Raw genomic sequence first — 25,656 nt, 5'->3', positions numbered from 1 at the left:
CCTGAACGACTATTTTGCCGTAAATATTATTTAGCTTGTAGTAGATTGATATGATCTACAGTTCGATCTTCACCGACAATGAATTGCAGTTCATAATCTCCTGTCTTGTAAATGTAGTTGATTTCATTCGTACTGGAAATATGGCGTATTTCGTCAGCACTGCCGAGTTGTTTTCCTAAAACTTTAGGTGTGATGCTTCCTAGATTATGGTCCCGTTCTACATTTGTCCCAAAATATCGGATTTGTGAGATGGTCTTGTCATCGTTATAGGCAAATGCAAATCCCGGATGCCCCATTTCTGCATGGTAATAGTCAAAAGTTTCATCTGTTTTACTTGGCTCAGGGGGAGAACCGAATGTCTCATATACATCTTTTTGGGTGTTTTCATTAATTTTTAAACCCATGGCAGTATAAGGCATTTCTCCTGAAAAAGCTTTGTTGTAGATTTCATGTAAGGTAGTAAGAGCGTGTTCCTTAGCTATGGCAGAAGCGGAATCCATTGTGGATGCAGCCTCAACTGGTGCTGTTGAAAACGATGCACCTGCCCCTAAAAGAGAACCGGTTAGAATAACGGAGCTAACCATTCTGGCCGCTGTTTTTTTAGATAACATCATTTCTTATCCCTCCTATAATTACTTTTCCACAATTTCTTAGCATGAAACATTTTCTTTGTGATCGATTGGAATGTTTGATAATGGTGGAGCATCAAGAACGTTTCACAGTCTTTCATTTTGTGAAAATGATTGGACCGCTTTTCTTCCATATTTAGAGAGTATATAACAAAAATTATAGATTTGATTATTATGGCTGAACTGTCAATGAACTCAGGTTATAGGTCAATAGGGGATGTTTATGCAGTCGAAAATAAAAAGGTGCTTCACCATGATGAAACACCCTTTGAAAATGATGTGATTAATCCCAAACGTTTATTCTAGGAACTCCAGCAGTTCTTAAGTAGTCTAATAATTGACCAGTATGTACAGACTCATGATAAGCGATTCTTAGCAACATGTCTCCTAAATCCCTGATATATCCCATATCGGAGCGATCGATTTTAATATTGGATAAGTCGTCCTCGCTGAAGGATATGATTGTTTCCAAAAAATCACGCCTGTAAGGTTCGGCAAAGTTCAATTCCGCTTCAACAGAGGTAAGTGGCTGTTTTTCAAATGGTGATTCATAAACTTGTAGGCTACCTTGATTTTTAATGGATAAATGATAGTAATGCTCACTATCAAGGACATGTCTAACCATTTCTAAACAGCTCATTGCCTTGTTGTCCGGTTTCCAATGGAGTGTGCTTTTAGGTATTGATGTCCATAGTTTAATGTTTCTTCTTCTAACCTCTTCCAGATTTAAGATGATTAGTTCTATCGATTTCATAATTATCTCCCCTTTTAGCAGGTATATTTTAACTATACACGAATGGATGCTGAGAATATGGGGTTATTTTGAAAATATAGAAAATTTAATAATCTGTTCAGGTATTAATCTTTGCGTATTCCTTCTATTATATAAAGTATCGCTCCTGTTTAATTCAATCAGGACCAGTTTATTTTCCTGGTTGCCTTTTATATGGGAGTACTAAAATAGTAGCAGCCTGGAGAGGCATTAAATCAATGATCAGGGTTTTAAAACTACAGGGAAAATGCCTATGAATCCGTGTAGAATTTACAGGCGATTTCATTCCCTATTTGTTCCATTGCGTGGGGATACATGATTCATATATCCGTATAACCCTTATCTCCCTTATTAGGATTAGTATGAGACAGAGAAGTCCAGTTAAGAAGGGGGGAAACAGATGAATGATTCGTATTAGTTGTGCACTGTATTACAAGATTCTAATAGGTGGCAGGAGGACCTTTTTATATTAAGGATTGAATTAGAATGTCATCATGATAAATTAAAACCGGTTTAAACCCAAGGGCTTTAAACTTTTGTAATGCTTCTGGGTTGTTTTTGTTCACAAAACCGGACACTACAAGAATCCCTTTTTTTCTCACATAAGTTACTAATTCGGGTAAAAGGGATTGCAGAATTCCTTTTCCTCTATATTTCTTGTCAAGTACTACATAATTAATATGAGCCACTTTATATAAGTAAAGATTATAACAAAGAAACCCCACTACTTTACCTTTATCATTACAAACTACGAGTACCTTATGTGCCTTTTGCAATATTTCATTCACTTTATTAGGCGAAACCCGAAAATTACTTACCGTAATATCCGTTAATTTCTTGATATCTTTTTTAGGTTTCCATTCTCGAAAATACATCATGATTTCTCCTTTAGCTCTATTAGATATAACAGTTATTCACCAGAAATATATAGCTTGTACATGTGGAAAAATAATAAAAATATTTGAAATAAGTAATAATGTTTTATTAAGATGGAATTCCTTTAGAATAATCCCAAAGGAATTCCATCAAAATTTCAAAAAAGCAATCTCTTAACCCCTACTTAACCCCTTTTAAATTTAAATTTCTTGATAGAAGTGGGTTGCTTGATGGAAGTAGGTTCCTTGATTGATGTACTTCTATTATTGTTTAAAAAATTATTTAAGATTCTTCTCAAGGCTGACCTACGGCTGTTATTTTCACTTCCGGAACCGTCAGTTCTTCTTAGTCTTTTGTTTGACACTGAATTCATCCCCTTTGTTTTATAAATTTCCACACTACTAATTTATGTGTAATATTCCTTTTTGCTTGGACAAGTTCACCAATTGTTGCACGCGTATGTTATTTATTCGTGATACCAATTAATGTAATAAGATGGTATACTTGTGAAGTAATTCACAAAAAGGTTGAAACTGGTTATGGCTCGGCCTATTCACTCTAAATGAAAGCGGGTTGGTTATATGCTGAAGAAAGTGGTTTTAGCTGGCGGGACTGGTTTTGTCGGTCAATACTTTGAAAAGCATTTCAGGAATTTGGGATATGAGGTAAGGATCATCTCCAGGCAAACCCCGCATACTGGCTGGGAAGATAAAGAAGGAATAAGGGAAACGATCGATAATTCGGATATGTTAATCAACCTAGCAGGAAAAACGGTCAATTGCCGCTACAATGCCAAGAATAAGAAAGAAATATTGGATTCACGAACTGATACGACTGAAATGCTGGGTAAGGCGATTGAACAATGTGAAAATCCTCCTTCATTATGGATAAACTCAAGTACGGCAACGATATACAGGCATGCTGAAGATAAACCAATGACGGAGGGGGATGGTGTAATCGGTTCAGGCTTTTCTGTAGATGTTGCGAAAGCGTGGGAGCGCTCATTTTTCGATTTCCGATTACCCAAGACGAGACAAATTGCTTTACGGATCGCCATTGTATTGGGCGATGGGGGAGTGATGACGCCATATAGGAATTTGGTTAAATTCGGACTGGGAGGCCATCAAGGATCAGGAAATCAGAAATTCAGTTGGATACATATAGAAGATTTATTTAACATTGTCCTTTTTTTAAGAAAGAATCAAGAGTTGAGCGGAGTGTTCAATTGTTCATCGCCTCATCCAGTTACAAATCGTGAACTGATGGCTCATTTGAGAAAGCTCATGAATATTAGGATAGGACTTCCCTGTCCAACACCCATGCTTGAAATGGGGGCTTTATTTATGGGGACCGAAACGGAATTGATATTAAAAAGCCGGTGGGTCATACCTGAGAGGCTGGAAAAGGCGGGGTATGCATTTAAATTCCATCATCTTGATGAGGCTCTGGAACAGATACTGATGAATTCTTAAAATACTCGAGATTGATTGCTATAATGATAGATAGAAAATCATTAAGAGAGGGGAATCGTAGAATGAATATGACTCCATCTGAAAAAGTCGGAAGATTCACAACAGGAATATTTTCAGAGTTGGCGACCCGTAAGCAGGATGCAATGAAACGAGGGGTGGATGTTATTGATTTGAGTGTAGGAAGTCCGGATTTACCACCGCCTGAGTTTGTAGTGGATACGCTTGTGAAATATGCGCAGGATCCCAGTTCTTACGGGTATACGTTAAAAGGTACGCCTGAATTCAATGAGGCAGTCCGTTATTTTTATCGGATGCGTTATGGAGTGGAGCTGGATGCAGAAAGGGAAGTCCTCCAACTGATGGGATCACAGGATGGCCTTGCACACTTGGCAACGGCGATGATAAACCCTGGAGATTATGTGCTGGTGCCAGATCCAGGATATCCAATTTATGAAGCGAGTGTAGAGCTTGCCGGCGGAATCATTCATCCGATGCCGCTTACTGCCGAAAATGCCTTCCTGCCGCAGCTCAACGTTATTCCGGATGAAATAGTGAAAAAGACCAAAATGATGATCATCAGTTATCCGGGAAATCCTGTCACTGCCCTTGCTGATGAAGATTTCTTTTCGGAGGTCATATCGTTTGCGAAAAAGAACGAGATCATGGTGGTTCACGATTTTGCTTATTCAGAGTTGATTTTTGATGATCATCCGCAAATTAGTTTTATGTCCATTCCTGGTGCCAAGGAAGTGGGGATTGAATTTAACTCACTTTCCAAAACTTTTAATATGGCGGGCTGCCGCATTGGGTATGCAGTGGGCAATCGAGAGGCGCTGAACATCCTGGGAACGTTGAAATCACACATCGATTATGGGGTTTTTTATCCAATCCAAAAAGCTGCCGAGATGGCGCTAACTTCCAATCTTTCGCTGCTATCAGAACAGGTTAAGGAATACCAGTCCCGACGTGATGCCTTGATATCAGGTCTTGCTGAAGGGGGATGGCATGTGCCGAAAACCTCAGCTACCATGTTTATTTGGGCCCAAATTCCTACTGGCTGGAAATCACGGGATTTTTCCTATGCATTGATTGAAAAGGCAGGGGTTACGGTCGTCCCAGGCGATGCTTTTGGGAAGCAGGGGGAAGGGTATGTCCGGATGGCTTTGGTCCAGCCGGCCGAGAGATTGAAACAAGCTGCTGAACGGATCAAATTGTTTTTGGAGAAAAAAATTGGAGTGTGAAAAATCTAGCATTTAATATATTCAGGTTTTAAGAACGCTCGATCACGGGCACGCTGAGGAGTATATAGAGCTTGAGGGAGTTGTTACTTACTTGTTAAAGTGAGGCGCTCTCTAGTGTTTTAAAGAAACTGCTTTGAAGTTTAAGAGAAGGTCCATCCTCGGATGGGCTTTTTTTGTTTATGGGAAACTAGCGTGATAGATTATGAATGGAATTTCTGAACGTAAGATGGACAAGCCGCATAATATATAACAAGTCCGCAACCCTCTTAAATGAAGCGGGCTTAATATGATAGAGAGGGGGAAAAGCAATGATCAACTGGAAAGTGCGTCTTAAGAATCCTACGTTTATATTCACGGTACTCCTTCCTGGGCTTTTAATATTGGCTCAGATGGTTGCTGCGTTCATAAACAATTTCATTACCCCTATAGGCTTTACCATTACTGATGATGCATTGAACGGGGCTTTAGGCATCATTAACTTCATAGCGCTTACATTCTTTGGGGTCGGCGGTGTGGTCGATCATACCACTAAAGGTCTAAGCGACAGTGAAAATGCCCGACAATACAAGGAGCCAAAGTAATGGACACTATTCTTTCATCTATTGAAGAGTAGAATATACCAGATAACACCGTTACTTGCTACACAACGGCGTTATCTGGTTATTTGTTTTTTGGGCAGAGATGATGATTGCGGAAAATGATTTTGGTCTAAAAATCGAAATGCTACATACATTTAAAATTGTGGTTCATTTTCAGTTTGGGGAGGAAAAAGGATGAGTTATAGTTTACCAGTTTCAAAATGGTTTGCAGCCATAGTTTTAATCGGGGCATTATTGATGGCATTCATTTTCAGTCCGGCTAATGCTTCAGCCTCTATCAATTATGGTGATGAAGTTGCCGCTTTGGCAAAGAAGCAGGTTGGAAGCAAATATATATATGGGGGGACGACTCCAAAAGGCTTTGATGCTAGCGGTCTTACCCAGTATGTATATAAAAATGCCGCAACGGAAATGAATATTCCGAGAACGAGTGCGGAACAGTATAAAGCCGGAAAGGCCGTGAAGCAAAATGATTTAAAAGCGGGCGATTTGGTCTTCTATGCGACAGGTAAGAAAGGGCAGGTCTCATTTGTAGGAATCTATTATGGAAATGGTACATTTGTCGGGACCACCACCAAAGGGGTCAAGGTGGTCAAAATGAGTGATAAGTATTGGAAGGAAAAATATATAGGGGCAAAACGAGTCATTAAGTAACAATCTGATGCTCATATGAAAAAGTCCAGCAAAAAAGAGCATCGAAAAACCGATGCTCTTTTTTGCTGGTCATATCCGGGGGGGCATTCATTCAATGATGATATCGGTTAAAACAACGTTGCCATTACGAACTTTTACGACGGCCACTGAAGGATTGGCCAATGCGTCCTTCTCCATTTCCTTTGCCTTTTCTTCGGATGCGAAATAATTGTCCAGACCGTATCTGATCTGAATGGTTTCAGCATTTTGCAGGTCATATGGGATTTCCAATTCCCCTTTTAGGTAAACGCCTTTGCCGGGTTTTTCTTTCGCTACGTAATCGACAACGTATAGTCCATCAGTGTTTTGTTTTAAACGTACATATACCTTTTTATAATCACCCATATTTCTTGTATTGAACCCTGTTTTAATCGAGTCATCGACTTGTGACGGCTTAACTGATTCAATTTCGTATTTCAAAGCCACATAGCTTCCCCTAAACAAATCAGTCGGGTCGACCGGGGCTGTTTTGATCTTGATTACATCTCCTGTCATTGTTGTCCAGACCGGAGGAAATGCCAAGACTAACAGAATCAAGACTGGAATGGAAAATACGATGAGTGGCCGGAATGATGGATTACTCATTGAGTTCCCCTCCTTTTTTTCGTTGATTTTCAAAGAAGAAGCCAAAACCGATAAGCATGATTCCACCAATGATGAATGTAAGCGATTTTGGCAGGAAGTCAAAGGAGTAGATGTAATATCTGAAAATCAGTGCACATATTATTACGATGCTGGTCAAACTGCCTTTTAGAATGAGATAAAGCAGAAAAACGAAATAAGCTAAAGGAAACCAGATTGAAAAATCAAAGGTAAGGAAGAGTGCGGTAATACCATGTAAGATATGCCCTTGTATGTGTGTGATGTTCTGTAATTTTGTTCTTACCGGAATATAGGCTAGCACGATTCCCAATACAAACAGAATGGAAAGGACAATCGTATTCGATTTTTCAAAACCCAGCTTCGGCACGAATTCCATAAGAAATAAGGCAATTGTATTGATGGCTAAAGCGTTAATGAAAAAGGTCAGATATTTAGGGTAATCGAATTTCTTTAACAGAATGTATAAAGCCGGTAGAAATATAAGAATCGCAAGCGGATAAGACGTTTCATCAACGAATATACTTCCGTTAATATAAATGAAAAGCAGGAAAGATGTAAAAAGGAGAACCAAGACATCCTTCAAATAGTAACCAATGAATACCGTACCGATCGCCCATAATAAAAAGGAACTGTTGAAATTGATGCTGATGTTAAACATCTGCTCGATTAGAAAAATCCCTGCACCAAAAATCAGAATACCTGTATAATGCAGACTTCGTGACGTTTTCGGCAAGCGTACCTTCACCTTCACGCCAGCAAAGTTCACTCCGATGAGGCATGCAATGATAAGCAGGAATTTAACCGCTTTACTTAAATAGATCCAGTTACTGGCTACGAAGGTCAATACGCCTAAACCTAAAAGAAGTGCCCCAATGGATAATAGAATAGTGATGAAGTTCAAATTACCTTTTACATCATAGGAACCTAACATCCTCACTTTCTCTTGCTGGGAGATGACTCCTTCCTTTTCAAGGTAATTAAATTCATGTTCAAGAAATTCGAATTGCTTTTTTGTTATTTCTTTGTTGGCCAAAGTAACTCCTCCTTCCACATTTTACTATTATATATCGTATTCTCTTGCAGCTTTGAATATAATGTTAATTTTCTTCTACCCTAATTGGAATGCATGTAGTACCAAAAAAATATTTTCAGTACCTTGCAATAAATAGTACCGTGTGGTAAATTATTTACATAAGATGTATTGTTCGGTGTTCAGTACTGTTTATTGAACTATACTAAAAGACTCTTGGAAGGAGTGATGGTGCTATGAATGTACAATTTAAGAAAGGTGTCCTGGAACTATGTGTCCTGGTCTTACTGGATAAGCAGGATCGCTATGGATATGAACTTGTACAAAAGATTTCGGATCAAATTGAAATATCGGAAGGGTCTGTATATCCACTTTTACGACGCTTGACGAAGGAGGAGTATTTTACGACATATTTGCAAGAATCAACAGAAGGGCCTCCGCGCAAGTATTATAAATTAACGGACAAAGGCCGGAGATACCTTCAAGAGCTGCTGACTGAATGGTATGAATTTTCCAATGGGGTCAATCAATTAATCAAGGAAGGTGTGAACCAATGAATAAAGACCAATTTTTAAAACAATTGAATGCCTCTTTAACCAGACTTACCTTAGAGGAACGGGAAGATATCCTTCAAGATTACGAAGAGTATTTCGAAATTGGAATGGAAGAAGGGAAGTCAGAGCAGGAAATCTCCAAATCCCTTGGGAATCCTAGACAGATTTCCAAGGAACTCATGGCATCCTATCATCTTGGTCAGGTCGAACAAACGACTTCTGCAGGTAATGTAATGCGGGCGGTTTGGGCAGTCATTGGTTTGGGATTCTTTAATTTAGTGATCGTTTTGGGACCATTTGTAGCATTGATCGGAGTTGTCATTGCAGGATGGGCTTCGGCGATCGCGTTCATTTTTGCTCCGTTTGGCGTTCTTTTTAACCTTGCGATAGGCAACTTTCAATTATTCGATCTTTTCTTCGCATTGGGACTATGCGGGATTGGCATTTTCATTGCCATGGGAATGTTTGTCGCTACGAATGCTTTAACTAAAGGATTCGTTCGCTATTTAAAATTTAATGCTTCCCTTGTGAAAGGCGGTTTGAAAAATGATTAATGTAAAAAAATTATCGATCATTGCACTTATATTGTTACTGGTCGGAGTAATAGGAAGTCTGTTTACGTTTTCCCAAGTGACGAATAAGGAAACGACTACAAAGGAAAAAACGATTTCGGAGATTGTGACGGACATTCAGATCGACACTGACAATGCAGCTGTAGAAATTGTTCCAACGAAGGATAAGGAGACCAGGATAGAATTGGTTTCAAAAGGGATGGATGTTTCCAAGTTGGATTTCACTGCCGATGTGGAAGGAAAGCAGCTTTCGGTACAATTAAAAGATCGACGTACCTTTAGCTTTGGTTTTCATATTCAATCCATACATTTAAAGGTGTATGTGCCTGATGAATCTTATAAATCCTTTGTCGTCGAATCCGATAATGGGAAATTGCAATTATCAGGACTAAAAAGTGAAAATCTGAATGTGAAATCTCAAAATGGCCGGGTAGAATTAAATGATATAATAACCGAAAAAGTTGATGTGAAATCTGCTAATGGAAAAGTGGATCTTAATAATGTGGAGGGAAAACTGGTTGGGTCATCGAATAACGGTAAAATTACATTGGTCACGAAAGACTTGGATAGGGAGATCGACTTCGAAAGTAATAATGGTAAAATCATGATCAAAACGGAGAATGAACCGACAAATACAACTTTCGATGTTCATGTTGACAATGGGAGAGTGGATATCCTCGGTAAGTATGAGGGCGATACTGTCATTGGCAAAGGTGAAAACTTAGTTAAATTGGAAGCGAATAATGGGAAAATCGAGATAACGAAATAGTCGTGAAGCATGAAAAAGCCGATCCAATTGTGATCGGCTTTTTTCAATTATGAGGCCATTTCATCTTCATGAGCAACAGGTGTTTAATAATAATGCCAATTTAGAAATGAGCCATAAACAGAAGCCAATATTTGTTGGAACAAAGGACTGACCGGCTGGAGAGGAATAGACGAGTTTCCGATAATAGAGAAGATGCCAGTGGTTCTTCTGTTTTTCATTTTATCATGGTAAATCGGTGGAAGTGGTCCGCTTTCTATGAAAATATATTTATAGTTTTTCCTTTTAGTTGTTTAGAATTATAATATGGAAAGGATAATTATGTTAATAGTAATGAGTGTAAGTCCGCCATCAAATCTAAGGAAAAGATTTTAATGAAAATGACTTCAAAGTATGGGGGCTGTAGAATGAAATTCAATAAGTTGTCATTAGATATATTTAAATGTATGATCTTCACTCGCAAGAAAAGGGAAAAGGACTATCTGAAGAAAGGATTCGAAGAGCAAAAAAAGGTTTTTAATATAGTGGAAAGTTCTAAGGATATTATCTACTGCTACGAATCAATCCCGAGTTCCAAGTTCAGGTATCTAAGTCCGTCCATCAATACACTTCTAGGTCAAGGCGTCTTGGAAGAAGCATACAATGACCCTTCCTCGCCTTTTGAAAGGATTCATCCTGAGGATTTTGATATCCTAAATGAAAAGGTATACGTTGGGATTGATTATACTAAGCCGGTCATTCAACGCTGGAGAGATATCGAGGGGAATTATTGGTGGTTCGAGGAATATGCTACACCTATATATGAAAAAGAGCAATTGGTAGCCGTTCAAGGAATCATTCGGAATATTGATGAAAGAGTGAGATTCATACAGGATATTGAGTATCAAATGTCCCATGACCCATTAACGAATATCCATAATCGACAGTTTTTCGATAAAATATCTGCCAAATCCAATCTTGATTTTGACACTCCGGTTGCCATGATATTGTGTGATCTAGATGAGCTGAAATTTATGAATGATGCGTATGGTCATAAGAAAGGGGATGAATTGATTAAGAAGCGGCCAATCTATTGAAACGGACTTTCTCAGACATCGCTGTTGTAGCGAGAGTGGGTGGAGATGAGTTTGCCATTCTGCTGATTGATAGAAGCAAGCGAGAAGTAGAATCCCTTTGTGAATTATTAAAGGAAGAAATCCTTCTGCAAAACTCCCTAAAAAAAGGCCCTCACATCAGTATGTCATTCGGGCATGCTTACCGTTCGCATTCCAAAGGGAATATGGATAGCTTATTCAAGGAAGCGGATCAAAAAATGTTTCAAGATAAACGGCAAGAAAAGAACAGAAACTGGTTCGGGCGGGTAGATGAAACATAGGGAATACAATAAGCTAGGGCAAGGGCAATACCACCATTCCTCACTAGCAGAATGGGTGATACCTGGGTGGTTTAATGGAATTTTGAACTAAAACAATTCGCTGTAAGAATGATGAATAGAAAGCCTGGCAAACATAAATCGTTAGTTTGCATAAGGAAGGTAAGTGGACGGAAACGAACATATTGCATTTCGTTATGAAGGGGGAGCCAAGTGTCATACTGGGCTTTTATTTATATATATATATTTAGGTATACGAAATAAATCATTCGCTTATTTTAACCAATTTTAGTAAACTGGCAATGACTATTTTAATTAGAAGGTGAAGGGATATGAGGGAAAGCTTAGTGGATGAACGGGTAAGAGGCACTGATAAAATCTGGACACGTGATTTCATCATGATCTGTTTGGCAAATATGTGCATCTTCATGGGGTTTCAAATGACGATGCCGACCCTCCCGCTGTTTGTTGAGAAGCTTGGCGGTGATGACCGCCTGGTGGGGGCTGTCCTTGGAATCTTCACTTTTTCGGCCTTGCTTGTTCGGCCAATTGCCGGCAGATTATTGGAGACGAAGGGAAGACGCATCGTTTTTTCTGCCGGGTTAGCCATTTTTGCATTGTCCGTGGGTTCATTCGGGTTTATGGGGAGCATCGGTCTGTTATTCATGATGCGGATTGTACAGGGCGTCGGATGGGGATTTTCTTCAACGGCATCAGGAACGATTGCTTCCGATATAATCCCTGCGAAACGGCGTGGCGAGGGGATGGGGTATTATGGATTATCGGGTAACTTAGCACTGGCATTCGGGCCATCATTGGGTCTTTTTCTAGTTACCGTCATTCCGTTTCAAGAGTTGTTTTTGATCAGCTCATTATTAGGTGTGTTTGCCATCATTGCAGCATCACTTATTCGGTATCAAAAAGTGGAAAGTGATCCTTCGGCGGCTGTCAGAGCCAAAAGGTTTGATATATATGAAAAAAGTGCCCTTCAGCCATCTTTGCTCATTTTCTTCATCTCCGTTACATTCGGTGGAATTGCAACCTTCCTTCCCCTATATACAGCGGAAAAAGGTGTAGATGGCATTCAGTGGTACTTTTTAATATATGCAATGGCCCTCATGGTCACGAGATTATTCGCGGGTCGATTATATGACCGAAGAGGACATCGAGCCATATTCGTGCCCTCAACATTACTCATCATGGCTGGGATGCTGTTGCTTGCGTGGATGCCGAGTGAAGCGGTCCTTTACATTGCGGCAGCGCTTTATGGATTTGGATTCGGTTCTGTCCAGCCGGCGCTGCAGGCATGGTCAATTGAAAAAACGGCACCCAATCGGAAGGCGATGGCGAATGCAACATACTTTTCATTTTTCGATCTTGGCGTGGGCATAGGTGCCATCGTGTTCGGGCAAATAGGCTTCCTCTTCGGCTATAGGAGCATCTATATCACGGCAGCCGCCTCGATTTTCATTTCAATGATCGTTTATTTGTGCATCATCAGGAGCGAGGATAAAGTAAAATCAATGGAAAGACGTTGAATGGCTTCAATAGAAGTCATTCTTTTTTTTGAGTCAGGAGGAACACCACTGGCTTCCTTGTTTCATTAGCGTATCATCCTTAATGTATAAAAAATGGAAAAACTTTGTTATTATCGAAAAGAGAATATACATAAGATGATAGAAGGTCTATTTGAAGGAAGGGGAATCTAGGGATGAATGATTCTTCAAACGAAGAAATGACATTAGAAAGAAGAAAGCGTATTTTCCAACAAGAGCTGGATGTTTTATGGGAAAGGCGGCTCATCCCTAAATCAGAATATATCCGGATTAGCAGGGCATATAATCGGCATTTCCAATTAGCCCTCCATAAACAAAAGCGCTTAGAGCATGAAAAAAAGAAATCCACCCAAGGACATGAAACGATTATCGGTAAAAGTGCCGAGGTGAGGGTACACGATAGCCTGATTGAAGAATCTTCATTGAAATTACGTGAATCTAGTGGAGTGAACGAAACGATAACGAAAGATGAGAAGACCTCGTATGAAACTAAGAAATCAGCTTTTGAGGAAAGTCTTGAACCGGTCAAGGAGATCACTGACAGGACACCTGTTATTCAAAAGCAGGCCATCAAGCGGGAGAAACAGGTAAAACCGGCAAAGCCGAAGAAAACACCTGAGCAAATCAGGGAACGGAATATCTCAGTCATCCTGCTCACCGGGGTCATATTGCTTCTGTTCGGCGGGTTGATTTTAGCAACTTCCTCATGGGGGGATCTAAATGCGGTCCTGAAAGTTTTCTTCATTGGAATGGTATCCGTCATTTTTGCAGGGATGGCCTTCATCGCTTCGAAGCTGAAAATTGAACAAACAGCTTTTGCATTCCTGACGCTAGCGGGTTTATTCATTCCGATTACGATTTTATCAGCTTCATATTATCGGATTTTTGGAGAGTACCTTTCACTTAATGGTGGGGGGCGGGGGCTACTGGGGTTTCTTGGGGGATTACTTTGTTTAGCGATTTATTGTAAGATTGCTGACTACTTTAAGTCGAAAATATTCATTTTCATTTCGATATTCACGTTCGGCATTACCTGCTATTTCGGATTGGCCTTTGTGACGCCGACTATCGAGTGGATGTTTTTGGCGATTGGAATTCTTAATTTAATACTATTATGGAATATCGAGCAATTGAAAAATCAAAAAGCATTAACGTTATTCAAACCATTCATTTTTCAATTCATTCAGTTTAAGATCATCGTGGAAGCATTTGTGATCCTGACGTTATTTTCAAGTAACTTGGTGTACTCGCTAACGTTGATGGTCTTTTCTGTGTTGTTTTTAATTTTTTCGGTCAAGTTCCAAAAAAAATATTATGAAATGGCTTTTAGCGCCGTTTTCACGTATGGATATATCCATTTTGTTTTTAACTCATTTTTAAGTGAATACATGGTCATTGCTTTTGCACTTGTACCAATCATTTTTACTATGCTATCGAAATATCTGGCTAAATCCAAAGTGACTAAGCTTTCCAAGAACTTCATGTTCACCAGTTTGATTGAGAGCGGGATCGTTTTTTTATATAGTAACGCGATGGTGTACCAGGAGAACTATGCTCAAATATTCATCGCGCTCATGATAATATCCGCTCAGCTTGTCCATGTTTCCCTTCATTCGAGAAATCCAAGCTTCACGTACCCGGCTGTTGTTGTTTTCGACTTAGCGTTCCTGTATCTTTTCTTTGCCATGCCAGTCTCTTTTTCTACCATTTTAAATCTGTTTTTCGTTCTTCAGGTCATTCAATATGTTGGAGTATATTTATATAACCGTCACCCAAGGTACAGCCTATTTAAGAAGAGTAACTTACTTATCTCCCCAATGATCATGTTAGTGATACTGACCATTAAATTCAGCGAAATGGATTGGCTTGCAGTTAGTGCCGCGCTCGCCATGATCTCGGGGCTATTCTTCATCACATATATAAAAGACGAATCAAAGCATATGAAGGAAAACGCCATATACGGGTTTCCAATCACCTTCGTACTGGCTTTGGTTGCTTTCTATCCATATTTGTTGGAGAGTTTAGGGTGGGTCCGGTCAAATATAACGCTCAGCGTCTATTTAATGGGGGTTTCACTGATTTCCATCGGTGCAGCTTACACATTTAAAAAGGGATATCATAAATTTTTTCCTGTTTTTGCATATAGCGCACAGATACTCTCCTTCCTTTCCTTGGTATCGATTCCAATCGATTCACTGAAGCCTTTGGAGGAAAGCGGAGTCATTGCGATAGCTACGGCAATAAACGGCTGGTCCGTCCATATACATCGGAAGCACATATTCTGGGTTCCTGTCGTGATTACAAGTGCAGGCCTATATGCTTCACTCTACGATGTTTTTGATTTGAGTTCAATGGTGTTGAAGATTGCGTTTGTGCTGCTAGGTCCTATTATCTTTTTCCTTTTAGGAGAATGGCTTGGGAAATATTCGGAAAAAGCGAAATTGTACTTCCAATATACAAGTCACCTTGCCAATTTGCTGGCGATTCCCGTTGGATATTTGCTCATTGTTAATACGGAAAGTTCACCGTTCCTATATGCTGCACAACTGTTGATTTATTTTTTGAGTGTTTTAAGGGCACATGTGAAATGGGAAAAATACGTCTTTACCTACCTAGGGTTTTCGAACCTTTTCCTGCAGGTCCATTTATTTTTTGCAAACGTGGGCCAAATAGAGTTCATTACCTCAATATCCATGATGATAACAGCAGGACTCATAACCATTTTGTGGTCGGTTACCAATAAGAATTGGAAAGGCATCATGGAGTATTATCTTATTCCATTCATTCATTTAGGGATAAGCATATCCATATTGGAAACGGCAATCCGGGATTTTCCGCTTAACAGGGAACTGGTCTGGGTAGGAGTGATGACCGTACAGTTCTTGTTTGCCTGGTATCTGCTCATGAAAAGGAATTGGCGGAACTATGTTGTCGTTCCTCTAAGCCTGGCGTTCATCTTCTATAATATGTATGTAAATACATTACCTTTGGTTATGGCGATTATCGTATTGCTTGTATGCATGACTGTGATGGTGATCGCTAGCAGACGCCATTTCAAAGGATTGGTCAACCAAGAGGGAACGAAGAGAGTCATTGATTATTATCGGATTTTTGGCTTGTTATATCTGTGCACTCTGAATCTGGAAGTGTTTATGAGCGATACAGGTTCTGCAATTTTGGGGATTTTTGTTTCCCTGCTGTTGCCTGGCTACTTCATCCTTATGGAAAGATTCACGATCCATTCGAAAGAAAAAAGCATTTATTCGGGAATAGCGGCCATCATCGGACTTTTCCCGTTCATCAATATCATGGACTTTGCCCATGCACTCCCAATCATCACGAGTTTGGCCGTTCTTTTTGGCTGTATGGCAGGAATGCTATTGTTAAGCAGGCTGTATTCCAGCCGGTTACTCAAGAAAAACGGATCAGGCATCGTCAGCTTTGATCCTTTCAGGATCTATGGTTTATTCTTTTTGATCGATATGAATGTGGAGGTTTTTAATGATACTAAACATCAGTTACTCCAAGTCTTTGTATCGCTACTGTTAACCGCTTATTTCATTGTCCTGAGAGGCTTGACAGCGGAAAAACCAGAAAGGAAAATCTATTCCAATATTGCTGCACTAGTCAGTCTGTATCCCTTCCTAGTCATCGTCGGCTATGCCGACAGCCTATCGGTTGTAATGGGAATGATGTTCCTTTTCGGCTGTATGTCAGCGATGCTGCTTTTAAGCCGGCGTTATTTCGATGGTTTAATCAAAAAGGAAGAAACAGGTATAACCATCGATGCATACAGGATATATGGCCTGCTGTTTTTACTTGCCATGAATAGGGGAATTCCAGTAACTGAAACATCAAGCCAGTTACTCGAGGTTTTCGTCTCGCTCTTGATCACGGTTTACTTCATCTTGATTGGAAGTTTCACAAAGGATGTAAAAGAAAAGGGCATCTACGTTTGGCTGACGGGAATTCTCAGTTTGTATCCGTATTGGACCATCATCATGTACGCGGGCACATTACAGCCTTTCGTTGGAGCGGCAGTCCTTTTTGGGTGTGCGTCCATAATGGTACTGCTAAGCAGGAAATTCTTTAAAGGCTTGCTGTATAAAGGCGGGGCAGGACTTCAATTGGATTTTTACAGAGTCTATGGTCTGCTGTTTCTACTTGCCATGAACATGGATGTTTTGACGGGGGGACCAGCACATTTCATTTTGGAAATCTTCGTGGCACTTCTGATTCCGGCCTATTTCATTTTGATGAGAAGCACGACTACAGGGATACTTGAAAGAAAATCCCAGTTGGCTGCAGCGATATTGTTCAGTTTATATCCGTATTGGGTCATTGTCGATCAGCTCACGATACCTCCTGTACTTGAGGAGGAGGTGAATATTCTGCCGCTGTTCATTGTCAGCACCACTCTGCTGAGGAAAATCTTTGTTAAAGGCAAAATCACACAATATATCGAAAGTGGTATTGTTTTCCTCTTGTTTTCAGCCTTGATCATTGATGCAATGGCAGGAAACACCTTATATGATGCGCTCATTATCGGCACGGTGTCATTAGCAGCAATGCTCTTTGGATTCATGATGAAATACAAATCCTATTTCATCGCTGGAACAGGGACCATTTTATTCAATGTCTATATGAATACCAATTCGATGTGGGGCGAGATGCCATGGTGGCTGTATTTAATCATCGGCGGAGGGCTGCTTATCGGAATTGCATCTTTCTTTGAATGGAAAAAACAAAAAGACAACCGGACATCGAAGGAGGTACTTGAGAAAAATAAACAAAGGATAAAGAATTGGTTCAATCGGTGGAATTAATGAAGAAGGAATGAAATGCGTCATACCCAATCTCTTAACCTTGGACGAAAATTCAAAGGAAATCTCAAAAAAGGGTTCGGAATTTATAAATTCCGAACCCTTTTTGTCTACAAACTGAGAGCACTTACTTAGCTTCAACAATCCATTATCAAGTCTATATGCTTGTGGATACAGACTGTAACGCTTTAGAATCTCAAGACGAACAAGAACTGCATGAAGAACAGCTTGAAGAGGAATCAGAACTGCTGTCATGGGAACCGTTATGACCACCATGATCGGCATGGCCGGATCCAGAGGAAACTGTGTTCGATTCATTCCCGAAAATATCTTTAAATTCGCTATCAAAATCATCGGCGCTTGCATAAGTGAAATAAGCAGGAGCTGCGTAGTCCGTCTGGTCGTACGTTTTCCGCCAATTCAATTCTGTCATGGGGCGATTTTCTTTAAATTGGGATGTGAAAGATTCAAAGGTCCGTTCCGCTTGCATACTTGTCGGTTTCCGCATATATTTCTCTTTTAACTGCTCCAGCTCCAACGTTTCAAAATCGCGGAGAAGCGTTTGCCCTTTATCATGTTTGAAAAATTTGCCCCATTTTTGAATGGAATGGGAATCCACGGTAAATAGCTGTACATAGTAAAAGTCAAAAAGAGTGCGCTCATCGGGTTTGAAAACAGGTTCTGAATGAGGATGGTGCTGAATGGTCCTCCCGATGAAAGCCTGGCAAAACACATCATATTCCCGTCTATATTTCAGCATGATATGCCACAACTCATCGATGACTGGATTAAACATTTCAACTTTTCCAAACACTGCAGCCATAATCAAGTAGCGTTTCAATTCACGCCAAGCCTGATTGACCTTTATCTGTGAGTACCGTGGATGCTTCAGGCGGAATTCAGCATTGACCTTTTCCATATAATTGAAATCTAGTGCTTTATTAAGCTTTTCTATCAATGCTTCTGAAACGATTTCCGTTGCATGCAGATTTAAAGCTTCAGCATGGTATTTACGGAATTCATTTTGATAGCGTTCTAATTTAGCCGGTTCACTTAGCCCTTTAACGAAATTGACCAGTAAAACAGCAAAAATTGCCGCAAGAATGACATAAAAGAAAGTCATTTTTGTCCACTCCTCTAAATACATCGATACATTACTTTAACATTATCTTACATGTTCTTGGAAGGGATTGTGAGTTCTTTTGACCAAAATGTTCCATTGATGGAAATCGATTAAGCTGTTGAGGCTGCATGTCAAAACCCTGAAATGGTTTCATCCTTTGCTTGTCGTGCAAGTGATTTTCAATCAAAAACCAAGCACTTCAAATAATGCCTCATATCTAGTATAGTTAGAGAGGAAAAGGGGTGAAGGCATGTACTTGACAGTAAAAGAGACTGCGGAATATCTATCGATGCCGGAATCTTATATAGAAAGTTTGATCGTTCAAAATAAAATTCGTACCGTTCATGATGGTGAGCAGCATTTGATTTTTAAAGATCAGTTTAATATGCATCTTGAACAGATGGAGAAGTATAAGAAGGATTTAGCGGATTATTATAACGAACCCATCCCCGAAGATATCGATGTGAAGGATGAAGATTAGCATCTGCCGATTTGGCAGATGTTTTTTCATGCAGAAATGGCTTGGGGTAAGAGATCGAATTTTCTGAAAAGGTCTTAGCGGCGTCTCCATCATGGGTTTTACTGATCATTCAAATAATTTTGTTGTCAATGGAAGGTAATTGTAGTAGAATTCCTCAATTACGTGTAAAATAAAAGGTAAAGGAATTATCACGGCAGAATGGTAGTTAGGAGATAGGTAAGTGGTAAAAGAGTATTTGCAAAGCGAAGGTTTTTCAAGGTTAATTACATTAATTGTGTTAGTCCTCTTTTTAATTAGCATCGGTAGTATGGTTAATATCGTGTTATTCACATTTGTTTTCACTTTCTTGATGGGAAGGGTGGAGCAAATTATCATGATTCGGCTGAATAAAGTGATGCATATCAACTCCAAGGTTGTTATAAGCTTTTTATATGCAGTCGTCATTTCTTGTTTAGCCATCGTTCTTTATAAATATCTACCGGTCATTACGCTGCAATTCACGGAATTAGTGACACAGATCGTTTTCTTCTTTCAACATCCACCAGATAGTAGGGTCATTCAATATGCCATTAATATAATGAACGAGCTGAAGTCTCCGCTCGATCTTCAAACACAGATGAATACACTCTATCTTTATATATCCGATTTCGGTAAACTGGCATTTCAAATTTTCATTTCCATGTTGCTCAGTCTATTTTTCTTATTGGAAAAAGATAAGATCATTCGCTTCACTTCTAAATTCAAGCGGGCCAAATTTAAATCTTTCTTTATAAACTTAAGCCACTTTGGCGTCAAATTCATCAATTCATTCGGAAAGGTGATTGAGGTTCAGTTCTTGATAGCCATCACGAATGCTGTCCTATCTGTAACTTTCTTATGGATTCTTGGCTTCCCGCAGTTGCTCGGTCTAGGGATCATGATTTTCTTCCTGGGTTTGATTCCGGTTGCAGGGGTCATCATCTCCCTCATTCCACTTAGCATGATTGCCTATAGTATCGGCGGCATGCCCAAAGTGATTGCTGTATTAATCATGATTGTTGTGATCCATTCAATTGAAAGCTATATTTTAAATCCGAAATTCATGTCGGCAAAAACAAATCTTCCAACATTTTTCACCTTCATCATCCTATTGTTTTCCGAGCATTTCCTTGGGATATGGGGATTGATCATCGGAATACCGATCTTCATCTTCCTGTTGGATATGTTGGATATTGAAGAGGGGAATAAGGAAGTCCCATAATAATCATTCGAGCAGCGGCCACGCTAATATGGCCGCTGCTTATTTTTGTTCAATTGAACCTTTTGAAAGATGGCGCTAACTGTTTTCAATATAATATCCATTAATTCGAGTAAAGGGGAAAAGGGTGCATCTTTCCCTATTAGAGCATAGTTGCGTTTTTGATTTACCGAGTTAATTGATTAAAATTTTATTTTACTAAAGTTATTTACCGACTTTTTATTGCATAAAAAAACAAATAAACGTATAATATTCTTAAAAGAATATACTGAATGTTCTCTAAAGTTAGATTTATCTGTTTTTTTAAAAAAGAGAGTTTACGAGAGAGAAGAGGGGATTATTTTGAAAAAGATTTCTTTTTTAGTGTTTGCCATGGTTGCTTCTTTGTTACTAGTCTTGACAGGATGCGGGAAGGATAAGGAAGTCTCGACAACTGGTAAAGAAGAAGAGTCCAATGGGAAAACACTCAGGATCGTGACGGACGCCAACTATGCTCCATTTGAATATCTTGAAGGAGATAAGATTGTAGGATTCGATGTTGATTTCATCAATGCCGTTGCAAAAGAAGCGGGTTATGAAGTTAAAGTGGAAACTGTTGGTTGGGATCCGATTTTTGTTGAAATCGAAGGTAAAAGAGCGGATGTCGCCATATCTGCGATTACAGTGAATGACGAAAGAAAACAATCTTATGACTTCTCTGTTCCGTATTTCTTATCCACAAATAAGATTCTCGTTCCTGAGAATAGTGATATAAAATCAGGAGATGAATTGAAAGGAAACGTCATTGCCGTTCAGACTGGTACTACTGGACAGGAAGCGGTAGAGAAACTCCTTGGAAAGAATCACAAGGATATCAAAAAATTCGAAAACAATAACCTGGCCATTCAGGAATTACTAAAAGGCGGAGCTTCGGCTGTCGTAGCTGATAATACGGTTGTTGAAGAATATGTGAAAAATAACCCCGATCAAAAACTGAAAGTCGTTGAAGATAGCAAAAGCTTCAATGAGGAGTTTTATGGTCTTATGTTCCCAAAAGGCAGTGAATTGAAATCGGAGTTCGATAAAGCCGTGAATGCCATTTATGAAAATGGGAAATATGCAGAAATCTATAAAGAGTGGTTTGGTACTGATCCAGATATTGAAACATTGAAAACACAACAATAAAAACAAATGGATAGTAAAAGATTGCGTAACTTTACGTGTGAAGTTACGCAGTTTTTTTGGTCTTAGGAGGGAAACAAAATGAGTTTTCGCTGGGATATTATTTTTGAATATGCTCCTTTCTTATTAAAAGGAACATTGCTTACAATAGGGCTGTCGGTTTCCTCCATTCTCATCGGAACTTTTTTGGGGTTATTTATCGGTTTAGGGAAACTCATGAGAAACAAAATGCTTGCCTTTCCATTTTACTGTTATGTCACGGTTTTTCGCGGAACACCGCTTTTAGTTCAAATTTTTTTAATCCATTTTGGAATTGTGCCCTTTTTCACTGGGGAAACGAATGCAGTGACTGCCGGTGTCATTGCTTTATCTTTAAATGCAGCCGCATATATTGCCGAAATTTTCCGGGCGGGCATTCAATCCATCGATAAAGGGCAAATGGAAGGGGCGCGTTCTTTGGGAATGACCCATATCCAAACAATGAAACATGTTGTATTGCCCCAAGCTTTCAAACGAATGATTCCTCCGTTAGGAAATGAATTCATCGTATTATTGAAGGATTCATCCCTGCTTTGTGTCATTGCTGCCCCAGAATTGATGTACTGGGGGAAAGCGATGGGGAGTCAGTACTTTAAAGTGTGGGAGCCATACTTGGCGTGTGCCTTCATCTATTTATTCCTGACCCTCATTTTAAGTTTCGTATTAAATAGACTCGAAAGAAGGTTGAAAACAGAATGATCAAGGTGGAGAATCTAAAGAAGTCATTTGGAGAAAATGATGTATTGAAAAATATCAATGCAATCGTTTCCCCTCGGGAAGTAGTCGTGGTGATTGGTCCTTCTGGGTCGGGTAAATCAACTTTCCTCAGGTGTATAAATCAACTTGAAACGATAACGGGAGGCCATATTTTCATTGAAGGGCTTGATACGACAGACAAGAAGGTCAATATCAATAAAGTCCGGACGGAAGTTGGCATGGTATTTCAGCATTTTAACTTATTTCCACATAAGACTGTTCTTGAGAATATAATGCTTGCGCCTATAAAGGTCCGCAAGATCTCCAAAGAACGGGCTTCCCAAAGAGGGATGGAGCTGCTTAAGAAAGTGGGACTTTCCGAGAAAGCGAACGCATATCCGGATTCATTATCGGGGGGACAAAAGCAACGCGTCGCAATTGCCAGGGCGTTGGCGATGGAACCTAAAATCATGCTATTCGACGAGCCAACTTCCGCTCTAGATCCGGAAATGGTCGGTGAAGTTCTTGAGGTCATGAAGCAACTGGCTAAGGAAGGCATGACCATGGTTGTTGTGACCCATGAGATGGGGTTTGCAAAAGAAGTTGGAGATCGCGTAATTTTCATGGACGAAGGTTATATTATTGAAGAAAATATTCCAAACGAGATTTTTAATAATCCCCAGCAGGAAAGAACGAAAGCCTTTTTGAGTAAAGTGCTTTAATTACACGTAAAGAAAAAAACCTTCCATTAAGGGAGGTTTTTTTTCGGAGCATATAAGGGGGCTTCATTTGATATATGAAGCGCCTAAAAGCGATTCAGGGCTTTTACCGAGCACGAGCATACTGATTTTGGCATATCCAATATTTTTAATTTGGGAGAAGGTCTGAAGTAATACCTGGATATTCGGATCATCCTTTAACTTTTGAACTTCCTCTATATATAATCCGATAACGGAGGGCATAACGAATTCAGGGGTGTATTCGTTAGGGTTTTCATCCATGATTAATGTGCCCATAAATTGATATTTAAATTGAAGAGCCCGTGTTAAGGCAACGACATGGAGCAGTTTATTAAATAGTTCGGGGTATGAATATTTAATCTTCTCCAGAGCTGCTTCTGTTGCCTTTAACTCATCGACACTAGATAAAGTGATCATGAATATCTCCTTTTTAGAATATATTGAATCCATCAGCATTTACCGTGCCTTTTACTTATACTAGTCTACCCCCGCGGTAACGCCTTGTAAAATGGTTAGATGTTATCATGTGCATAACCCAAATCTATGATAGTGCTTACATCAATCATGCTAGATAATTCGCTACTTATGAGACAACGCTTCCCTCGTATATTTCAGCCATTCTTTTGCTGCATATGAAAGGTAATGGTCCTTACTCCAGATAAATCCCAAATTCCAACTGATGGAGGGGTTTTTAACCTTGATTGTCTTTACTCGCTCATCATGACGGCATAAACTTTCCGGTAATAGAGCAACGCCAAGTTTACAGTAGACCATTTCCTCAATAAAATCCCAGCGTGAGCTTTCAGTAACGATATGTGGAGAAAAACCAGCTTCATTACAGGATGAAATGATGAGATCACGAAGGACGTAATCTTTATTGAATAAGATGAAAGATTCGTTTTCAAGGTCGGCCAAATCGATTTCTTCCTTAAAAGCATGCGGATGGGTGGGATGAACAATCAAGTTGATGTCTTCTTCCAAAAAAGCAAAATGATGAAAATGTGCGGCGTTGGTTGGCAGGACTATTACTCCTATATCAATTAAGTCATTTTGGACGGATTCTTCTATTTTCTTTGAACCATCCTCTACTAATTGAAAGGTAATATTGGGATAGTCCTCGTGAAAACGGCTAAGAATTCGGGGGAAGAAAGAAGCGTCGATGATTGGCGGCAGCCCGATACGTATATGTCCCTTTTTTAAACCTAATAAATTGTCCATTTCCGTTTCTAAATTGTGAAAGGCCTTATCAATCAATTTTGCCTGCTCTAAGACAACCCTGCCTGCATCGGTCAAGATCAGTTGCTTACGTGAACGATCAAAAAGCTCAACACCTAGCTCGGTTTCCAGGTTTTTAATCATCTTGCTGATGGTCGGCTGGGTAATGAATAAATGGTCGGCAGCCCGAGTGAAGCTATTGAAATTGGTTACCTCTATAAAGTATTGCAAATGTTTAATATCCATTGCGTCACCTGTCTCGTTTAAAATTAGTTTCATTTTACCCGTAAACGGAAGTGTTTGTAAAACATGATAAGCTTTGCTGGGGTTTCATGCACGCATAAATAAGCTGGACTCCAAAGGGGAACCCAGTTTATGAAAGGGCCGGCAAGAGTATCTGCCGTAAATTTTATTTGACCAACAAGACGGGCACTGGGGCATGTTGAACGATGTAGTGGCTCACGCTGCCTAAGAATTCCTTGAAGCCGCTCAATCCGCGGCTGCCCATGATGATAAGGTCACAATTCTGGGATTTTGCATGTTCCAATAAAGTCGTGATGGCTGAACCCTCTACGACAAATGTCTGGGATGCATTCGGGATTTCGGATAAAAGCGCTTCCGCTTTTTTAATCACTTCCTTGCCATATTTGAGCATGGATTCTTCGATTTCCTGAAAGGCATTGCCGTATATATTTGGTTTGATCGGCAGCGTTACAGCGTGAAGTACCTGGATTTCGATAGCGGGATCCAGCTTCGCTAATTCAATCGCTTTTTCTAAAGATTTAAGAGCCAATTCAGATTCATCATAAGCAACTAATATTTTTGAACATATCATTGATCGATCATTCCCTTCTTTTAAAAGAATATACCCATAGTATATCAATATAAATCTTTCATGCAGTTTTATATATTATAAATTTTGTGAATATTTATTGAAGTTTACGTTAACGTCAATGTTAAAATAAAGGTAAATAATCCCTTTGCAAAGTGTGGTTTTAACATGTACACCATTTCTGAGTTAGCAAAAGAATTCGGATTGACGACAAGGACCCTCCGATATTATGAGGAACTGGGTATGCTTAGGCCAAAGCGTACCGAATCGGGAAAAAGAGTTTATGGAAAGAAAGAATATGCACAGCTCAAAATCATAATGCGCGGTAAGAAATATGGTTTTTCGTTAGTGGAAATAAAGGATATAGTCCTTTTATTCGATAAGGATAGGACAGGCATTAAGCAATTGGAAAAAACGATTGAAACTGCAGGACAGAAATTAAACGAAATTAATGAACGCATTAAAGAGCTGGATGGGTTGAAGCAGGATTTTGAACAGGTAATCAAAGGCTTTACCGAAACCCTTCATGACTTGAAAGTGAACGATGAAACAGGCAAGCGGTGAAATTAATCTT

Annotated in this window: 24 protein-coding genes and 1 pseudogene; 16 read left to right on the top strand and 9 right to left on the bottom strand. The window is 39.5% G+C overall.

Going from position 1 to position 25,656, the window contains the following annotated elements; all coding sequences use genetic code 11:
• Positions 1-26: 26 nt before the first annotated feature.
• The 3 genes from J7J00_RS03785 to J7J00_RS03775 all read right to left on the bottom strand — a co-directional run bounded on the left by J7J00_RS03785 (position 27) and on the right by J7J00_RS03775 (position 2,276).
• A complete protein-coding gene (locus J7J00_RS03785) occupies positions 27-614 on the bottom strand; it encodes a YjgB family protein (protein ID WP_286201158.1) in 588 nt (195 codons plus the stop codon).
• A gap of 298 nt (positions 615-912) precedes the next feature.
• Entirely contained in the window at positions 913-1,383 is a 471-nt protein-coding gene (locus tag J7J00_RS03780; protein ID WP_214787571.1) for a DinB family protein, read from the bottom strand.
• A gap of 482 nt (positions 1,384-1,865) precedes the next feature.
• A complete protein-coding gene (locus J7J00_RS03775; protein WP_214787569.1) occupies positions 1,866-2,276 on the bottom strand; it encodes a GNAT family N-acetyltransferase in 411 nt (136 codons plus the stop codon).
• 582 nt (positions 2,277-2,858) lie between these two features.
• Between J7J00_RS03775 and J7J00_RS03770 the strand changes: the two genes are divergently transcribed.
• The 4 genes from J7J00_RS03770 (at position 2,859) to J7J00_RS03755 (ending at position 6,243) form a co-directional block, all read left to right on the top strand.
• On the top strand, positions 2,859-3,749 hold the full coding sequence (locus J7J00_RS03770) for a TIGR01777 family oxidoreductase (RefSeq protein ID WP_214787567.1): 891 nt from the start codon (positions 2,859-2,861) through the stop codon (positions 3,747-3,749).
• Between the two features lie 62 nt (positions 3,750-3,811).
• Positions 3,812-4,990 carry an LL-diaminopimelate aminotransferase gene (locus tag J7J00_RS03765; protein ID WP_214787565.1) on the top strand — a complete coding sequence of 393 codons (1,179 nt, stop codon included), beginning with the start codon at positions 3,812-3,814 and terminating at the stop codon, positions 4,988-4,990.
• A gap of 308 nt (positions 4,991-5,298) precedes the next feature.
• Complete coding sequence (locus tag J7J00_RS03760) at positions 5,299-5,571, top strand: phage holin (RefSeq protein WP_063577356.1); 273 nt, start codon at positions 5,299-5,301, stop codon at positions 5,569-5,571.
• Between the two features lie 192 nt (positions 5,572-5,763).
• Entirely contained in the window at positions 5,764-6,243 is a 480-nt protein-coding gene (locus tag J7J00_RS03755; RefSeq protein ID WP_214787563.1) for a C40 family peptidase, read from the top strand.
• Positions 6,244-6,330: 87 nt separating this feature from the next.
• Here J7J00_RS03755 and J7J00_RS03750 read toward each other — a convergent pair whose 3' ends face one another.
• Together J7J00_RS03750 and J7J00_RS03745 are read right to left on the bottom strand one after the other, a co-directional pair.
• A complete protein-coding gene (locus J7J00_RS03750; RefSeq protein WP_214787561.1) occupies positions 6,331-6,867 on the bottom strand; it encodes a GDYXXLXY domain-containing protein in 537 nt (178 codons plus the stop codon).
• Positions 6,860-7,918 carry a DUF2157 domain-containing protein gene (locus J7J00_RS03745; RefSeq protein WP_214787559.1) on the bottom strand — a complete coding sequence of 353 codons (1,059 nt, stop codon included), beginning with the start codon at positions 7,916-7,918 and terminating at the stop codon, positions 6,860-6,862. The genes J7J00_RS03750 and J7J00_RS03745 overlap by 8 nt, the downstream gene beginning before the upstream one ends.
• 233 nt (positions 7,919-8,151) lie before the next feature.
• On the opposite strand from J7J00_RS03745, the gene J7J00_RS03740 reads away from it, so the two are divergent.
• The 6 genes and pseudogenes from J7J00_RS03740 to J7J00_RS03710 all read left to right on the top strand — a co-directional run bounded on the left by J7J00_RS03740 (position 8,152) and on the right by J7J00_RS03710 (position 17,561).
• Positions 8,152-8,472, top strand: coding sequence for a PadR family transcriptional regulator (locus J7J00_RS03740; protein WP_144527963.1), 321 nt, complete (start codon positions 8,152-8,154; stop codon positions 8,470-8,472).
• On the top strand, positions 8,469-9,023 hold the full coding sequence (locus J7J00_RS03735) for a DUF1700 domain-containing protein (protein ID WP_214787557.1): 555 nt from the start codon (positions 8,469-8,471) through the stop codon (positions 9,021-9,023). The genes J7J00_RS03740 and J7J00_RS03735 overlap by 4 nt, the downstream gene beginning before the upstream one ends.
• Positions 9,016-9,810: a DUF4097 family beta strand repeat-containing protein gene (locus tag J7J00_RS03730; RefSeq protein ID WP_214787555.1), complete on the top strand. Its 795-nt coding sequence runs from the start codon at positions 9,016-9,018 to the stop codon at positions 9,808-9,810. The genes J7J00_RS03735 and J7J00_RS03730 overlap by 8 nt, the downstream gene beginning before the upstream one ends.
• Before the next feature lie 371 nt (positions 9,811-10,181).
• Positions 10,182-11,182 (top strand): annotated as a pseudogene (locus tag J7J00_RS27855) (sensor domain-containing diguanylate cyclase).
• 329 nt (positions 11,183-11,511) lie between these two features.
• On the top strand, positions 11,512-12,717 hold the full coding sequence (locus J7J00_RS03715) for an MFS transporter (protein WP_214787541.1): 1,206 nt from the start codon (positions 11,512-11,514) through the stop codon (positions 12,715-12,717).
• 173 nt (positions 12,718-12,890) lie between these two features.
• Entirely contained in the window at positions 12,891-17,561 is a 4,671-nt protein-coding gene (locus J7J00_RS03710; protein WP_214787540.1) for a hypothetical protein, read from the top strand.
• Between the two features lie 193 nt (positions 17,562-17,754).
• On the opposite strand, the gene J7J00_RS03705 is transcribed toward J7J00_RS03710, so the two are convergent.
• Positions 17,755-18,681, bottom strand: coding sequence for a glycine-rich domain-containing protein (locus J7J00_RS03705; RefSeq protein ID WP_214787539.1), 927 nt, complete (start codon positions 18,679-18,681; stop codon positions 17,755-17,757).
• A gap of 250 nt (positions 18,682-18,931) precedes the next feature.
• Between J7J00_RS03705 and J7J00_RS03700 the strand changes: the two genes are divergently transcribed.
• From J7J00_RS03700 to J7J00_RS03680, 5 genes are all read left to right on the top strand, one after another.
• On the top strand, positions 18,932-19,162 hold the full coding sequence (locus J7J00_RS03700) for an excisionase family DNA-binding protein (RefSeq protein WP_048687214.1): 231 nt from the start codon (positions 18,932-18,934) through the stop codon (positions 19,160-19,162).
• Positions 19,163-19,382: 220 nt separating this feature from the next.
• Positions 19,383-20,402 (top strand): AI-2E family transporter, encoded by a 1,020-nt coding sequence (locus J7J00_RS03695; RefSeq protein WP_309487131.1) that lies wholly within the window; start codon positions 19,383-19,385, stop codon positions 20,400-20,402.
• Between the two features lie 339 nt (positions 20,403-20,741).
• The gene (locus tag J7J00_RS03690; protein ID WP_214787538.1) at positions 20,742-21,563 is read left to right on the top strand and encodes a basic amino acid ABC transporter substrate-binding protein; all 822 of its coding nucleotides are present in this window, start codon (positions 20,742-20,744) and stop codon (positions 21,561-21,563) included.
• 78 nt (positions 21,564-21,641) lie between these two features.
• Entirely contained in the window at positions 21,642-22,298 is a 657-nt protein-coding gene (locus J7J00_RS03685; RefSeq protein ID WP_214787537.1) for an amino acid ABC transporter permease, read from the top strand.
• On the top strand, positions 22,295-23,017 hold the full coding sequence (locus J7J00_RS03680; protein ID WP_214787535.1) for an amino acid ABC transporter ATP-binding protein: 723 nt from the start codon (positions 22,295-22,297) through the stop codon (positions 23,015-23,017). The genes J7J00_RS03685 and J7J00_RS03680 overlap by 4 nt, the downstream gene beginning before the upstream one ends.
• Positions 23,018-23,080: 63 nt before the next feature.
• Here the strand turns inward: J7J00_RS03680 and J7J00_RS03675 are convergent, their stop codons facing one another.
• From J7J00_RS03675 to J7J00_RS03665, 3 genes are all read right to left on the bottom strand, one after another.
• Entirely contained in the window at positions 23,081-23,452 is a 372-nt protein-coding gene (locus J7J00_RS03675) for a hypothetical protein (protein ID WP_214787533.1), read from the bottom strand.
• Positions 23,453-23,614: 162 nt separating this feature from the next.
• Positions 23,615-24,496 (bottom strand): cidABC operon transcriptional activator CidR, encoded by an 882-nt coding sequence (gene cidR / locus J7J00_RS03670; protein WP_214788237.1) that lies wholly within the window; start codon positions 24,494-24,496, stop codon positions 23,615-23,617.
• A 163-nt stretch (positions 24,497-24,659) separates the two neighbouring features.
• Positions 24,660-25,085 carry a universal stress protein gene (locus tag J7J00_RS03665; RefSeq protein WP_214787531.1) on the bottom strand — a complete coding sequence of 142 codons (426 nt, stop codon included), beginning with the start codon at positions 25,083-25,085 and terminating at the stop codon, positions 24,660-24,662.
• A gap of 165 nt (positions 25,086-25,250) precedes the next feature.
• On the opposite strand from J7J00_RS03665, the gene J7J00_RS03660 reads away from it, so the two are divergent.
• Entirely contained in the window at positions 25,251-25,646 is a 396-nt protein-coding gene (locus J7J00_RS03660; protein ID WP_098370602.1) for a MerR family transcriptional regulator, read from the top strand.
• Positions 25,647-25,656: the final 10 nt, after the last annotated feature.

The sequence above is a fragment of the Bacillus sp. ISL-4 genome, assembly GCF_018613275.1.
GTDB lineage: Bacteria > Bacillota > Bacilli > Bacillales > DSM-1321 > Peribacillus > Peribacillus simplex_E.
Note: the sequence above shows the minus strand (reverse complement) of the source record. Positions and strands in the feature narration are given on the sequence as shown.

What these genes read in the sequence shown, in the direction of transcription:
- J7J00_RS03785 (WP_286201158.1), bottom strand. Translation starts at nt 614, where the DNA reads ATGATGTTATCTAAAAAAACAGCGGCCAGAATGGTTAGCTCCGTTATT.
- J7J00_RS03780 (WP_214787571.1), bottom strand. Translation starts at nt 1,383, where the DNA reads ATGAAATCGATAGAACTAATCATCTTAAATCTGGAAGAGGTTAGAAGA.
- J7J00_RS03775 (WP_214787569.1), bottom strand. Translation starts at nt 2,276, where the DNA reads ATGTATTTTCGAGAATGGAAACCTAAAAAAGATATCAAGAAATTAACG.
- J7J00_RS03770 (WP_214787567.1), top strand. Translation starts at nt 2,859, where the DNA reads ATGCTGAAGAAAGTGGTTTTAGCTGGCGGGACTGGTTTTGTCGGTCAA.
- J7J00_RS03765 (WP_214787565.1), top strand. Translation starts at nt 3,812, where the DNA reads ATGAATATGACTCCATCTGAAAAAGTCGGAAGATTCACAACAGGAATA.
- J7J00_RS03760 (WP_063577356.1), top strand. Translation starts at nt 5,299, where the DNA reads ATGATCAACTGGAAAGTGCGTCTTAAGAATCCTACGTTTATATTCACG.
- J7J00_RS03755 (WP_214787563.1), top strand. Translation starts at nt 5,764, where the DNA reads ATGAGTTATAGTTTACCAGTTTCAAAATGGTTTGCAGCCATAGTTTTA.
- J7J00_RS03750 (WP_214787561.1), bottom strand. Translation starts at nt 6,867, where the DNA reads ATGAGTAATCCATCATTCCGGCCACTCATCGTATTTTCCATTCCAGTC.
- J7J00_RS03740 (WP_144527963.1), top strand. Translation starts at nt 8,152, where the DNA reads ATGAATGTACAATTTAAGAAAGGTGTCCTGGAACTATGTGTCCTGGTC.
- J7J00_RS03735 (WP_214787557.1), top strand. Translation starts at nt 8,469, where the DNA reads ATGAATAAAGACCAATTTTTAAAACAATTGAATGCCTCTTTAACCAGA.
- J7J00_RS03730 (WP_214787555.1), top strand. Translation starts at nt 9,016, where the DNA reads ATGATTAATGTAAAAAAATTATCGATCATTGCACTTATATTGTTACTG.
- J7J00_RS03715 (WP_214787541.1), top strand. Translation starts at nt 11,512, where the DNA reads ATGAGGGAAAGCTTAGTGGATGAACGGGTAAGAGGCACTGATAAAATC.
- J7J00_RS03710 (WP_214787540.1), top strand. Translation starts at nt 12,891, where the DNA reads ATGAATGATTCTTCAAACGAAGAAATGACATTAGAAAGAAGAAAGCGT.
- J7J00_RS03705 (WP_214787539.1), bottom strand. Translation starts at nt 18,681, where the DNA reads ATGACTTTCTTTTATGTCATTCTTGCGGCAATTTTTGCTGTTTTACTG.
- J7J00_RS03700 (WP_048687214.1), top strand. Translation starts at nt 18,932, where the DNA reads ATGTACTTGACAGTAAAAGAGACTGCGGAATATCTATCGATGCCGGAA.
- J7J00_RS03685 (WP_214787537.1), top strand. Translation starts at nt 21,642, where the DNA reads ATGAGTTTTCGCTGGGATATTATTTTTGAATATGCTCCTTTCTTATTA.
- J7J00_RS03680 (WP_214787535.1), top strand. Translation starts at nt 22,295, where the DNA reads ATGATCAAGGTGGAGAATCTAAAGAAGTCATTTGGAGAAAATGATGTA.
- J7J00_RS03675 (WP_214787533.1), bottom strand. Translation starts at nt 23,452, where the DNA reads ATGATCACTTTATCTAGTGTCGATGAGTTAAAGGCAACAGAAGCAGCT.
- cidR (WP_214788237.1), bottom strand. Translation starts at nt 24,496, where the DNA reads ATGGATATTAAACATTTGCAATACTTTATAGAGGTAACCAATTTCAAT.
- J7J00_RS03665 (WP_214787531.1), bottom strand. Translation starts at nt 25,085, where the DNA reads ATGATATGTTCAAAAATATTAGTTGCTTATGATGAATCTGAATTGGCT.
- J7J00_RS03660 (WP_098370602.1), top strand. Translation starts at nt 25,251, where the DNA reads ATGTACACCATTTCTGAGTTAGCAAAAGAATTCGGATTGACGACAAGG.